This is a genomic window from Bradyrhizobium sp. SUTN9-2, from assembly GCF_003122645.1.
GTDB classification, from domain to species: domain Bacteria; phylum Pseudomonadota; class Alphaproteobacteria; order Rhizobiales; family Xanthobacteraceae; genus Bradyrhizobium; species Bradyrhizobium yuanmingense.
Genome location: NZ_LAXE01000001.1, coordinates 4,155,245 through 4,168,746, shown reverse-complemented (window position 1 = coordinate 4,168,746; position 13,502 = coordinate 4,155,245). Strand labels below are relative to the sequence as shown.

The window sequence follows — 13,502 nt, the reverse complement described above, 5'->3', positions numbered from 1 at the left end:
TGCAGCCTCTTGGTCGAAGCATCGCCACTCCCGGTTCACGAAATCCTGAACACGGAGGCCTTTGATGTCGTCATCCAGCATCCCTTGATGTAAAATCCACGAACAAGCCGCCTTAGCCCGTTTCTGCGATTTTTCATTCTCTGAGTTTCTGCCGATGCCTGCCCATTTCGGGATTTTCGTTCTCGCCAGCTTGCGTCCCCTCTTCACGTTGCAGGATCTGGCACGCCGGATCGCCGTTCTCGGCTGCGTAGCGTTGTCGATGCTCGTTTCGACAATACTGCAGGCGACCGCTGGAGACAGGATCGCGCTCGTTGTCGGCAACAGCAACTATCGCAAGGTCCCAAAACTCATCAACCCGGCCAACGACGCCGCCGACATGGCGATGTCGCTGGGTCGTCTGGGATATTCCGTCAGGCACCTCGCCGACCTCGATTACAATCATTTCCGGCAGGCCCTCATCGAATTCGGCAATGCTGCGAAGACGGCCGACAAGGCGGTGATCTTCTTCGCAGGCCATGGCGTCGAAATGGACGGAAAGAACTGGCTGATTCCGGTCGATGCCGAAATCAAGTCCGAGATCGATGTCTATGCCGAGGCGATCAATCTCGAGACCCTGATCGATATCTCCGTGATGCCGAAGATCATCGGCCTCGTGGTTCTCGACGCCTGCCGCAACGACCCGTTTGAAACGACGAAGGTCGCCGCCGCGGGACGCGCGCTGTCGTCGCGGCCATCGAAGGCAGCCGCGCCAGTGTCCGGCACACCCCGTTCCCCGACGCCTTTCGCGGCCGACACGCGCGGTCTTGCCCCTGTCGAGGTGAGCGACAACGTGCTCGTTGCCTTTGCGGCCGCTGCCGGCACGACGGCGAGCGATGGGACCGGGCGGAATAGCCCCTACTCCGGCTCGCTCCTGCGCCATGTCGAAACGCCGCAACTCGAGATCAACTATCTCTTCCGGATCGTGCACGACGAAGTCTGGAAGGAGACCGGGACACAAGAGCCGGCAATCTACGGGACGCTGCCGAAGGGCGACATCTATCTCAACGGCGACGCCGCGGTCGCAAACGGCGATGGTGGAGCAGATGCCGAGCAGCTCGCCTGGGAGTTCGTCCGCTCGACCAACGAGATCGCGACCTTGCGCCGTTTCGCCCAGCAATTCCCGGCGAGCGCGCATAGGGCCGAAATCGACCAGCGCATTGCGCAGTTGCAGACAGCTGAAACGAACGCCTGGAAGATCGTCGAGCGACAGAAGTCGCTCGCGGCCTACCGCGCCTATTTGGATCTCTATCCGTTTGGCGAGCATGTCGAGAGCGCCCGGGTCGCGCTGGCTTCGCTCGAGAAGTCGGCTAAGCCGGGCCAAGCCACCGGGCAGATCGACATGCCCGGTCCGCCACCGGCGAGCTATCAGCTCGCCTCGGCCGAGACGACCACCGGCAATTCGGAGGCAGTCGAGAAGGCATGGGACGTCCTGAAGGAATCACGCGACAAGAGCGTGGTTGGCCGGTTTGCCGAGCGCTATCCGAGCTCGCGCCATAACCGCCTTCCGCCGGGCAGCGACCTTGCCCTGCGACCGGTCAATTCCACCGAACTGATGCTGCAATCAGCGCACGATAGCGACGTGAACGCCTGCTTCGACGGCGATTCCGGGGCGTGCGCCAGATCCATCAAAAAATACCCGGACTACGTCCAGCTTCAATTCCAGCTTTGCCGGTCCAAGGGCAATCCCAAGGGATGCATGATCAACGCGGTGACCGAGGCGCGCCGGCGCGGGCTGCTGGTTTCCGCCTACACCCGCTCGGAAGAGGAGAAGGTTCGCAATCGCGAATATCGGCGAGTGGTTGCACGCGTGAACCAGAATGTCGGCAATGTGGTCAGCGGCGTCGTCAGCAACGTCGTCGGCAACGTGGTCAGCAATGCCGTTTCGACTGCGGTCAGCAATGCCGCGTCGAGCGCAGCAAGCCGGGCGGCATCGCAGGCGGCATCAGCCGCAGCGTCGAACGCTGCCAGCCGATCAGCCTCGAGCGCTGCATCAAGCGCGGCCAGCAGAGCGGCCTCGACTGCCGCTTCGAATGCCGCGAGCCGCGTCACCATTCCATCGGACATCCGCCTCAAGGAGGACATTACGGCACTCGGCTGGACCGATACTGGCCTCCGCCTCTATCGCTATCGATACAAGGGCGATGCGAGGTTCTATGTCGGCGTGATGGCGCAGGAGGTCGCGCGGCAGACTCCCGCGGCGGTGTCGTCTGGAGTGGACGGGTTTCTGCGCGTCGACTATGGTCTGCTCGGCCTCGATTTTCTCACCGACCGCGACTGGATGAGGCGGCAGCTCCGTTCGGGCATCGACTAAGGGACGCGACTCCAACTTGCGCTGGCTGGCACTGTTCATTGCCATCGGGCTTCTCTTCGACGCCGAAGCAGAAGCTTCCAACCGCCGTGTCGCCTTGGTCATTGGAAACGCGAGCTACGCGAACGCGCCGCCGCTCGGCTCTCCCGTCAATGATGCCGAGGACATTGCCGCGGGTCTCGCCGGCCTCGGCTTCGACGTCGATCTGCGCAAGAACACGACCCTCGACGATCTGCGCGCGGGGCTCGTCGCCTTCACCGAGAAGTCCGCCGCTGCGGACATCGCGGTCTTCTATTTTGCCGGATACAGTGCAGCTGCCGGTGTCGGCAGTTACCTGATCCCCGTCGATGCGCATCTTGCGACACCTGAGTCGGCCAACGCAGAGACCGTTCCCCTGGCTGCGGTGACCGCTGCCGCAGGGCGGGCTCGCAGGCTGGGTCTGGTTATCCTGGATGCCATGCGGGAGAACCCGTTCCCTGCGATACCGAATGGCCGCCGCAGCAGCTCTTCCCTGACCTCACCCGGAAGCGCACCGATCCGCAACACGCTCGTGTTCTTTCCGGCGGAGCCGGGGCGGACCGCGGAAGAAGGCGAAGGCCGCAACAGCCCTTTCGCTGCGGCGCTGCTGAAATACCTCCGGCAGGCCGACCTCGAGATCAACTTTGTGTTTCGCAACGTTCGCGACGAGGTTCGGCAGGCAACGCACCGGAAGCAGACGCCCTACATGTATGGTCAGCTTTCCAAGGACAAGATCTATCTCCATCCCGTCAAGCAAGTCGTCCAGGACGATACCGCCGTCATGCAGCACTGCGACAACGCCGTTGCCGGGCTCGCGGATTTGAGGGGACGCGCCGACCAAGGCGAGACGCGCGACGATACAAAGGCGGCGGGCGCGGTTGCGGCGTGCGCGGAGGCGGTCAAGCGGTCTCCAGGGGTGGACCGCCTGCACTACCAGCTCGGGCGTTCATTGTTCGCCATGCGCGATTACGGAGGAGCGATGGCGAGTTACAAGGCGGCATCCGAGCTCGGCAACGCACGTGCGCTCTACGAGCTCGGATTGATGTACGAGAACGGCAACGGCGTCGAGAAAGATCCCGCCCGCTCGCGCTTCTACTATGAGATGGCCGCCGAGAAGAAGATTGCGCCAGCACTCGTCAGCCTCGGCCTACAGCAGGAGCGTGGAATCGGCGCGGCCAGCGATCCCGCAAAGGCCTATGCGTTGTACCAGCGGGCCGCCGAGCTCGGCGATGCAACGGCCATCAACAGGATGGGGGAGCTTGCCGAGAAGGGACTGGGAGCCAGGCGAGACCTGAAGTTGGCTCGGGCGCTGTACCAGAGGGGCGCCGCGATGGGCGGACTCGAAGCTCTGGTCAATCTCGCCCGGTGCAACGCCAACGGAATCGGCGGCCGACGGGACCTTGCCGCGGCCAGGCGGCTCCTGGCCAAGGCAGCGCAGGCCGGCAGCACCGACGCACGGCGCATCCTCGCGCATATCGAGGAGTCCAAGCCGAAATAGACGAATTCTGGCGGGGAGGAAGCGATCGGGATGAAACAGCAGTCCAAGCGGCGCTTTTGGCTGCAAAAGACAGCAACTATTTGATCTATCTGCCAAAAATGGCGCGAGAGACGGGGCTCGAACCCGCGACCTCCGGCGTGACAGGCCGGCGCTCTAACCAACTGAGCTACTCCCGCGTGACACGCAATGTCTGCGGAACGAGGGGGGACTTAAAGGCCCGATCTGGTGAAGTCAAGGATGTTGCATCCACAGCTCAAACCAGCGGATTCCACTGCTGGCACACACGAACGCGGCCCTCGGTAACGCCGGCGGCGTAGTCAGTCCGGTCCCGAATCGTCTACGCCTCCGGGAACTTGCGGGTCAGGGGCCATCTCCCTTCTGGACGACCTGCAAGATCGAGGAGGCCAGACATGGCTAAGAAGGATCCGGCTAAGAAGGATTCTGCGAAGAAGGCAGCCGCGCCCGCCACGATCACGCTCAAGCACCTCGCCGCCGACATTGCCGAGCGCCAGGATGTCTCCAAAAAGCATGCCGAGGCCGTCCTGACCGACATGGTCGATCTGATCACCAAGCACCTCAAGAAGGGCGACCGGGTCCGCATCGTCGGCCTCGGCATCCTCCAGGTCCGCAAGCGCGCCGCCCGCACCGGCCGTAATCCTTCCACCGGCGAAGCGATCCACATCAAGGCCACCAGGAAGGTCGCGTTCCGCCCGGTGAAGGAGCTGAAGGAGGCGATCTGAGGCCCTAAAGCGTGACCCAGAGCCCGTTGCGGCCGCATCACGGCCCGCTTTTCTGATATACCGCCAGCTTCAAGAACACCCGGCGGTTTGACCAGAATGTCCTCCCTCTCCTTTTCGCATACCGTGACCGAGCGCTTCCTGCGCTACGTCACCATCGACACCCAGTCCGATCCGGCATCCCCCAGCTCGCCGTCGACCGAGAAGCAGAAGGATCTCGGCCGCGTGCTCGCTGCCGAGCTGAAGGCCATGGGCGTTGTGGACGCGCATCTCGACGATTACGGCTACGTCTACGGAACGATCCCGGCCAACACCGACAAGAAGGTGCCGGTGATCTGCTTCTGCTCGCACATGGACACCTCGCCCGACGTCACCGGCAAGGACGTCAAGCCGCAAATCGTGAAGAACTATCGCGGCGGCGACATCGTCCTGCCCGGCGACACCAGCCAGGTGATCCGCTTCAATGAGCACCCTGCGCTGAAGAACCAGATCGGCAACGACATCATCACCACCGACGGCACGACGCTATTAGGCGCCGACAACAAGGCCGGCGTCGCCGAGATCATGGATGCCGCGCATTTCTTCATCAACAATCCCGACGTGAAGCACGGCACCATCAAGATCCTGTTCACGCCGGACGAGGAGATCGGCCGCGGCGTCGATAATGTCGACCTGAACAAGCTTGGCGCCGATTTCGGTTACACCATGGACGGCGAGAGCGCCGGCTGCGTCGAGGACGAGACCTTCTCGGCCGACGGCGCCACCATCACCATCAACGGCGTCAGCGCCCATCCCGGCTACGCCAAGGGCAAGATGGAGCACGCGATCAAGATCGCCGCCGCCATCGTCGAGCGCCTGCCGAAGGAGGGCTGCTCGCCCGAGACCACCTCAGGCAAGCAGGGTTTTCTGCATCCGATCGGCATCGACGGCGCGCTCGAACAGGCGACGCTCTCCTTCATCGTCCGCGACTTCACCGAGGAGGGGCTAAAGGAGAAGGAGGCGCTGCTCGAGGGCATCGTCAAGGACGTCATGAAGGATTATCCGCGTTCGACCTACACGTTCGAGGTCAAGGAGCAGTACCGCAACATGAAGCAGGTGATCGACCGTCACCCGCACGTGCTCGAATACGCCATCGAGGCGATCCGCCGCGCCGGCCTGCGCCCGATGCGCACCGCGATCCGCGGCGGCACCGACGGCTCGCGCCTGTCCTTCATGGGCCTGCCCTGCCCCAACATCTTTGCCGGCGAGCACGCGTTCCATTCGCGGCTCGAATGGGTCAGCCGGCAGGACATGGAGAAGGCGGTGCAGACCATCGTGCATCTGGCGATGATCTGGGAAGAGAAGGCCTGACGCTTCCTGAAGAGTCGAATATGGCCGGGCTTGCGCCCGGCCATTTCCATTTGGTTGAGGGGCCTACGGCACTGGCATTGCGCGCGGGTTGCGGTGGAAGCGGTTGGCGCTCGCCATCCAGTTCGGCAACGGCTCTCCATCGCGATGGCGTCCGCCGGCAACCGCCGCGGCCCAGGCCACTGCGGCGCCGATCAGGGTCGCGGCTGCGACCGAGAACGCCACGATGATCGAGTTGCGCCGCGCGCGGTTGATCGCCGTCTTCGCGTCTGCGATCAGGGCGTCAACGCGCTTTTCGGCGTCGGGGGCCGCCAGTCCCGTGACCGCGGCGACCTGCTGCACGAGGTACGTCCGGTCATCGGCGGCGACGCCGCTGTGGCTGGACGACGTCATCAGGATACGTCCGGCTTCGGCGCGCGCTTCCCTTAGGTCGGTGTTCGGAGCGCGGCGCGGCGCGCGGAACAGCTTGTCGAGCTCATAGCTCAACAGGGGCTCGGCGGCCGAGGTGTTGCTCGCCGAGCTGCGCATCGGGGAACGGTCGATCGCGGCAGCGCCGAGAAGGGCCAGCAGCGCGGCGCCGGCCAGGACTGCCAGCGCCCAGGCGGTCAACCCGTGAAGCCCGTCCCGCCGCTCGCCGTCATCCTCGATCGTTGCGAGCGCGGGCTCGGACCGGGTGGTCCGGCCGGCGACGTAACCGCCAAATCCAAAACTGACGATCGCCTGGATGATCAGATAGAGCCCGGAGAGTAGCGCCAGCGCCGCCGACGCATCGCGCCAGCTCGGCGAGGCCGAACTGACACCGAGGCCGACCGCGACACCAAAACCGATCAGGATGAACGACATTGCACTCGCAGCAAGCGCGCCCGCGAACACCGAGCTCCACTGGATGGTTCGAGGCGCCTCAACTGCCAAGCCGCCTTCCATGACCTCTTCCCGCATCAGAGTCTCGACCGTCATCGCGGCGCTCTCAGCGCAGGCCGAAGAACGACAGGATCGCCATGATGACGACGATCAAGCCGATCAGATAAATCAGTCCGTCCATTGTCCGTCCTCCTCAGTTTCTTCTCTCGCTAATCGCGAGGTATGAGGAACGTTCCAAATTGGACAGATCGTATGGAACGAACTTGGAGGATGCGGGTTGTCTGTCCAAGTCCTAGGGATAGAGATTGTGAGCACATGAGGCCTCAGCCGGCTCGTCCGGCTGGGGCCTTTCCGCGTTGCGGCCGGCAGGTTTCCTCCTGTCGTATGTTAACGACGCCGGATCCGGGATCATCAATGATGCGATCGGGGCGGAACCTCCGGATCAGGAGAGGCGCGTGGACCGCAGAACGGCGTGCCTGCATCAGGCGAATGCATTCCGGGAGAAGGCCCTCGCCGATCCCGAGCACCACGACCAATGGATCGACGAAGCCATCAAATGGCTGGAACGGGCTATGGAAGCGAGCTGTCGGGCGGTCATCACCATGGAAGGTGACAATGGCAGCGACGCTCCGGCCCCCGCGTTCGAAACCATGGCGCCGCATCGGCACGTCATTGTCCGCCAGTGAGAGGCGCTGGCACCGCATGCACTGCTGCGGCAATTGTTCCAGGGACGTAACAATGTTGCGGGTCGACACTGTTCCCGCACCCATGCTAGGCCGGGCACAGACCGCAACCAGAGTGAACTCGTGCTCGCAAACCGTCAGCCCTCAGGATCCCGCCGCTCGCGTTTTCCGCGCGGGCTGCTGTCCGTGCTGATCGCGGCGGTCTATCTGCTCGCGGGCGCTCTGCACGGCGCGCACGACATCGACGTCACCACGCCCCGCGGCGGTTCGGAGATCGCCGCGGTCCTCGATGGCGCTACCGGCCATGGCGACCACAAGACCATCGGCGGACATCATTGCCACGGCTGCTTTTCGCTGACCGTGGCACAGCCGGCACCATCGACCGCGGCGATCGCGCTCGTGTCGGCACCGAGCCCGCAACAGGCCCCCCGCCTCGCCGGAATTGTGCCCGATACCGACTCTCCCCCTCCCAGACCTATTGCCTGAACGGATTGGTCGGGCGCGGCGCGCCCATTAGGTTCATCCTTCACAGGTCGATTTCATGTTTTGCAGGGGAATGGCCGCGCGCCTCGCGTGCGCGGCAGCGTGTCTGATTGCAGCATCGGCGCTTGCACCGGCTCACGCCCAGACTTTAACGATGCGAAGCGCGCTGTCGCGCGCGCTGGCGGCGAGCCCGCGCCTGACGGCAGCCGAGCGCGACGTCGGCATCGCCACCGGCCAGCGTATCCAGGCGGGCGCCCTGCTCAATCCGGAACTGTCCTACGAACAGGACGATTCATTCGGCTCCGGCAGATATCGCGGAACGCGCTCGGCGGAGACCACGCTCCAGATCAGCCAGGCCTTCGAGCTGTTCGGCAAGCGCGAGGCGCGGATTGCCGCAGGCGCAGCCGGCGTCGAGGTCGCCGCGATCCAGCGCAAGGCGATCAGGCTGGAGGTGCTGTCGGAGACCGCGATCGCCTTTCTCAGCGTGCTCGGCGCGCAGCGGCGCATCCAGATCCTCGACGAGCAGATCGCCGCGATCGACCGCCTGACGCCGCTTCTGCGCCGCCGTGTCGAGGCCGGTGCCTCCTCGCCCGCGGAGACCGGCCGCGCCGAGGTCGCCTCCGCCCTGGTGAAGGCGGACCGCGAGCGCTTCAAGGCGACGCTGGCGAGCGCCCGGCGCGAGCTTGCGGTGCTGATGGGCGATCCCGCCACCAAATTCGGCGAGGTGTCCGGTCGGCTCGACACCACCGGGCGGCCGCCGGCGTTCCAGGCCGTGGTTGCCGCCATCGACGCCAATCCGCAGCTGGTGCGCTGGACCGCAGTCTACGCCCAGCGCAATGCCGAGCTGCTACTGGCGCGGCTCAGGCCCTATCCGGACGTGCGGATCGCGGCCGGCTGGCGCCACTTCAACGAAACGGGCAACGATGCGGCGCGGCTGACCGTCTCCGTGCCGATCCCCGTGTTCGACCAGAACCAGGGCAACATCCTCTCGGCCCAGGAAAGCCTCGCCAAGACCAAAGCCGAGCGCGAGGCCAACCGCAACGCGCTGATCGTGATCGCCGGCCGCGCCTATGACTCGCTGCAGGGATCGCTGCGCGAGCTAGCGGTGCTACGCGAGACCGCGATCCCCAAGGCCGTCGAGGCCTCCGAGGCGATCTCGCAAGGCTATGGCCAAGGCCGCTTTACCCTGCTCGAAGTGCTCGACGCCCAGGCCAGCGTCACCCAGGCGCGGCTGCGCGAGCAGGAGGCGCTGCAGAATTTCCACGCCGGCGTGGCCATCATCGAAGGCCTTGTCGGCAATCCCTTTGCGCTGGCCCGGGAGAGCGCGCGATGAAGACGTCCTCCACCATCCTTGTAGCCATCGTCGCCGCCGCGCTCGGCGCTTACGGCTATTCCCTGCTCGCTCCTGACAAGCTCGCGCACACCGAGCACGGCGAACACGCCGAGCATTCCGAACATAAGAAGCCGAACGATCGCGTCGAGCAGGACGAGCACGGCGCCGACCGCATCCGCATCTCCGACGTCAAGCTGGCGGCCGCGGGCGTCACGCTGGCGGAAGCCGCCAGCGCCACGCTGACCGACACGCTCGCCTTCAACGGCATCCTGCGCGCCAACCAGGAAGCCGTGGTGCAGGTGACGCCGCGCTTTCCGGGCCTCGCCAAATCCATCCAGAAGCGGATCGGCGACAAGGTCGGCAAGGACGACCTGCTCGCCGCGATCGAGAGCAACCAGAGCCTCACCGTCTACGAGCTGAAGGCGCCGATTGCCGGCACCATCATCGAGCGGCAGATCTCGCTCGGCGAATACGCCTCCGAGCAGAAGCCGGCCTTCGTGGTCGCCGACCTCTCCACGATCTGGGTCGACCTGTCGATCTACCGCCAGGACCTCCGCCGCGTCCGCCTCAACGACGAGGTCCTGATCGATCCCGACGACGGCCGCGGCGAGATCAAGGGCACGATCTCCTACATGGCACCGATCGGCTCGAGCGAGACCCAGACCGCGCTGGCGCGCGTGGTGCTGCCAAATCCGGACGGACGGCTGCGGCCCGGCCTGTTCGTCACGGCGCGGCTGATCCTCGCGGCGCGCAATGTCGCGGTTGCCGTGCGCCGCAGCGCGATCCAGACGCTGGAGAACAAGACCATCGTGTTCGTGCGCGAGGACGGCGACAAGATCGAGGCGCGCCCGGTCGAAACAGGCGATTCCGATCCGCGCCATGTCGAGATCAAGGCCGGGCTTTCGGCCGGCGAGCATTACGTCGCGGAGAACAGTTTCGTCGTGAAGGCGGAGATGGGCAAGGGCGAGGCCGAGCATGATTGAGCGTCTCATCGCCGTCTCGCTGCAGCAGCGCTGGCTGGTCCTCGTCCTCGCGCTCGGCGCCGTCGCCTTTGGCGCCTGGAATTTCCAGCGCCTGCCGATCGACGCCGTGCCTGATATCACCAACGTCCAGGTCCAGATCAACACCCGCGCTCCCGGCTATTCGCCGCTCGAGACCGAGCAACGCATCACCTTCCCGGTCGAGACTGCGATGGGCGGCTTGCCAAAGCTCGACTACACCCGCTCGCTGTCGCGCTACGGCCTCAGCCAGGTCACGGTCGTCTTCAAGGACGGCACCGACATCTACTTCGCCCGGCAGCTCGTCGGCGAGCGCATCCAGCAGGTGAAAGACCAGCTGCCGGCGGGTGTCGAGGTCGCGATGAGTCCCATCTCGACCGGCCTCGGCGAAATCTTCATGTACACCGTCGAGGCCAAGGCGGGCGCGAAGACGCAGGGCGACCGCGACTATTCGCTGACCGACTTGCGCACCGTGCAGGACTGGATCATCCGACCGCAGCTTCGCAACGTGCCGGGCGTGATCGAAGTCAACACGATCGGCGGCTTCGAGCGGCAATTCCACGTGCTGCCGGATCCCGGCAAGCTGATGGCCTACCGGCTCGGCTTCCGCGACGTGATGACCGCGCTCGCCGCCAACAACGCCAATGTCGGGGCCGGCTATATCGAGCGCAACGGCGAGCAATATCTGGTTCGCTCGCCGGGCCAGGTCGGCACTGTCAGCGAAATCCAGGACATCGTCATCGGCTCGCGCGGCGGCAATCCGGTCAGGATCAGGGACGTCGCTGCTGTCACCGAGGGGCGCGATTTGCGCACGGGCGCTGCGACCTGGAACGGCGAGGAGACCGTGCTCGGCACCGCCATGCTGCTGATCGGCGAGAACAGCCGTACCGTGGCCCGCCGCGTCGCAGCCCGTCTGGAGGACATCGCCAAATCGCTGCCCGAGGGCGTCGTGACGCGGACCGTCTACGACCGCACCGATCTCGTCGAAGCCACCATCCGCACCGTCCGGAACAACCTGCTGGAAGGCGCGGCGCTGGTGGTCGCCGTGCTGTTCCTGATCCTCGGCAACTTCCGCGCCGCGCTGGTCACGGCCTGCGTCATTCCGCTGTCCATGGCGTTGACGATCACCGGCATGGTCGAGACCAAGGTCAGCGCCAACCTGATGAGCTTGGGGGCGATCGACTTCGGCATCATCGTCGACGGCGCCGTGATCATCGTCGAGAACTGCCTGCGCATGCTGGCGGTGGCTCAGCGCGAGAAAGGCGGGCTGCTGACGACGCCCGAACGGCTGCGCGCGATCCTGCGCGGGTCGAGTGAGGTGATCAAGCCGAGCCTGTTCGGAACGCTGATCATCGCCGTGGTCTATTTGCCCGTGCTGACGCTGACCGGCGTCGAGGGCAAGATGTTCACGCCGATGGCGCTGACGGTGCTGATGGCGCTGGGCGCGGCCGTGCTGTTCTCCATCACCTTCGTGCCGGCGGCCGTCGCCATCTTCGTCACCGGCAAGGTGTCCGAGCACGAAAACCTATTCATGCGCGCGGCGAAGCGCGCCTACCTCCCCCTGCTCCGCTTTGCCATCGATAACCGGCTCGCCGTCGCCCTGTCCGCCGCGCTCATCGTGACCGCGAGCGGCATCGCCGCCTCGCGCATGGGCGGCGAGTTCATTCCGAGTCTCGACGAAGGGGACGTCGCGCTGGCCTCGATCCGGATTCCAGGTACCAGCCTCACGCAGTCGCTGGACCTGCAGAAGGCGCTGGAAAAGCGCATCATGCAGATTCCGGAGGTGAAGGAGTTCTTCACCCGCATCGGCACCGCGGAGATCGCCACCGACCCGATGTCGCCGGCGCAGACCGATGGCTACGTCATGCTGAAGCCGCGCGCCGAATGGCCCGATCCGGGCAAGTCGAAATCGGAGGTGGTCGAGGCCATCGAGCATGCTGCAGACGAGATTCCCGGCAGCGCCTACGAAATCTCCCAGCCGATCCAGTTCCGCGTCAACGAGCTGATCTCCGGCGTCCGCACCGATGTCGGCGTCAAGATCTTCGGCGACGATCTCGACATCCTGCAAGGCGCCGCCAAGCAGGTGGAGGCCGCGATCCGCGGCATCCGCGGCGCCAGCGACGTCAAGATCGAGCAGGTCTCGGGCTTGCCGATCCTCACCGTGCGCCTCGATCGCCAGGCGCTTGCCCGCTACGGCCTCAGCGTCGCCGAGGTGCAGGGCATCGTCGAGATCGCGGTCGGCGGCAAGTCGGCCGGCAAGCTGTTCGAAGGCGATCGCCGCTTCGACATCGTGGTGCGCCTGCCGGAGCACCTGCGCGGCAATCTCGAGGCGATCCGGGCGATCCCGATCCCGCTGCCGCCCGCCGAGGAGGCGGTAACCGGCAGCGCCGTTCGAACGGCGCTGGCCAGCTCGCCCCTCACCCAGATGCGCTATGTGCCGCTGTCATCGGTCGCCACCGTCGATGCGACGCCGGGGCCGAACCAGATCAGCCGCGAGAACGGCAAGCGGCGCATCGTCGTCACGGCCAATGTCCGTGCGCGCGACCTCGGCTCTTTCGTCGCGGAGGCCGAGGCGGCCGTTGCCGAGAAAGTCAAGCTGCCGCCGGGTTACTGGATCGGCTGGGGCGGCCAGTTCGAGCAGCTGGTCTCGGCCACCAAGCGGCTGACGATCGTGGTTCCGGTGGCGCTGCTCTTGGTGTTCCTGCTGCTGTTCATGGGCATGGGATCGGCGGCGGATGCGGCGCTGGTGTTCTCCGGCGTGCCGCTGGCGCTGACCGGCGGCGTCGCGGCGCTGCTGCTGCGCGACATTCCGCTATCCATCAGCGCCGGCGTCGGCTTCATCGCGCTATCCGGCGTTGCCGTTCTCAATGGCCTCGTCATCATCGCCTTCATCGAGCGTCTGCGCAGCGAGGGACGCTCGGTCGCGGAGGCCGTGCGCGAAGGCGCGCTGACGCGGCTGCGCCCGGTGCTGATGACGGCGCTCGTCGCCTCGCTCGGCTTCGTGCCGATGGCGCTCGCCACCGGCGCCGGTGCCGAGGTGCAGCGGCCGCTCGCAACCGTGGTGATCGGCGGCATTCTCTCCTCGACCGTGCTGACGCTGCTGGTGCTGCCGGCGCTGTACGTGCTGTTCCGCCGTGACGTGGCAGATGAAACGCCTACAATGGCCCCTGATTTGGCGGCGTCTGCGGAGCGCTAGA

General features: G+C 65.4%; 10 protein-coding genes and 1 tRNA gene. 9 read left to right on the top strand and 2 right to left on the bottom strand.

The genetic code is table 11. From position 1 onward, the window contains the following. Positions 1 to 154: 154 nt before the first annotated feature. Complete coding sequence (locus tag XF30_RS19385) at positions 155 to 2,350, top strand: caspase family protein (protein ID WP_109143575.1); 2,196 nt, start codon at positions 155 to 157, stop codon at positions 2,348 to 2,350. Between the two features lie 16 nt (positions 2,351 to 2,366). Next, positions 2,367 to 3,863 carry a caspase family protein gene (locus tag XF30_RS19380; RefSeq protein ID WP_109143574.1) on the top strand — a complete coding sequence of 499 codons (1,497 nt, stop codon included), beginning with the start codon at positions 2,367 to 2,369 and terminating at the stop codon, positions 3,861 to 3,863. Between the two features lie 99 nt (positions 3,864 to 3,962). Here XF30_RS19380 and XF30_RS19375 read toward each other — a convergent pair. Beyond that, positions 3,963 to 4,039: transfer RNA gene (locus XF30_RS19375), tRNA-Asp, on the bottom strand. A 234-nt stretch (positions 4,040 to 4,273) separates the two neighbouring features. Between XF30_RS19375 and XF30_RS19370 the strand changes: the two genes are divergently transcribed. Next, entirely contained in the window at positions 4,274 to 4,603 is a 330-nt protein-coding gene (locus tag XF30_RS19370; RefSeq protein ID WP_036010212.1) for an HU family DNA-binding protein, read from the top strand. Between the two features lie 96 nt (positions 4,604 to 4,699). After that, a complete protein-coding gene (gene pepT, locus XF30_RS19365) occupies positions 4,700 to 5,950 on the top strand; it encodes a peptidase T (protein WP_036025351.1) in 1,251 nt (416 codons plus the stop codon). A gap of 63 nt (positions 5,951 to 6,013) precedes the next feature. On the opposite strand, the gene XF30_RS19360 is transcribed toward pepT, so the two are convergent. After that, entirely contained in the window at positions 6,014 to 6,904 is an 891-nt protein-coding gene (locus XF30_RS19360) for a hypothetical protein (RefSeq protein WP_036010217.1), read from the bottom strand. A gap of 359 nt (positions 6,905 to 7,263) precedes the next feature. On the opposite strand from XF30_RS19360, the gene XF30_RS19355 reads away from it, so the two are divergent. The 5 genes from XF30_RS19355 (at position 7,264) to XF30_RS19335 (ending at position 13,501) form a co-directional block, all read left to right on the top strand. Further along, on the top strand, positions 7,264 to 7,494 hold the full coding sequence (locus tag XF30_RS19355; protein ID WP_146207727.1) for a hypothetical protein: 231 nt from the start codon (positions 7,264 to 7,266) through the stop codon (positions 7,492 to 7,494). Between the two features lie 120 nt (positions 7,495 to 7,614). Beyond that, entirely contained in the window at positions 7,615 to 7,977 is a 363-nt protein-coding gene (locus tag XF30_RS19350) for a hypothetical protein (RefSeq protein WP_036010221.1), read from the top strand. Positions 7,978 to 8,032: 55 nt separating this feature from the next. Further along, positions 8,033 to 9,307 (top strand): divalent metal ion exporter subunit IhpA, encoded by a 1,275-nt coding sequence (gene ihpA / locus XF30_RS19345; RefSeq protein WP_109143572.1) that lies wholly within the window; start codon positions 8,033 to 8,035, stop codon positions 9,305 to 9,307. After that, on the top strand, positions 9,304 to 10,290 hold the full coding sequence (ihpB, locus tag XF30_RS19340) for a divalent metal ion exporter adaptor subunit IhpB (RefSeq protein WP_109143571.1): 987 nt from the start codon (positions 9,304 to 9,306) through the stop codon (positions 10,288 to 10,290). Before ihpA ends, ihpB begins: the two co-directional genes overlap by 4 nt. Continuing rightward, on the top strand, positions 10,283 to 13,501 hold the full coding sequence (locus XF30_RS19335; RefSeq protein ID WP_109143570.1) for an efflux RND transporter permease subunit: 3,219 nt from the start codon (positions 10,283 to 10,285) through the stop codon (positions 13,499 to 13,501). Before ihpB ends, XF30_RS19335 begins: the two co-directional genes overlap by 8 nt. Position 13,502: the final 1 nt, after the last annotated feature.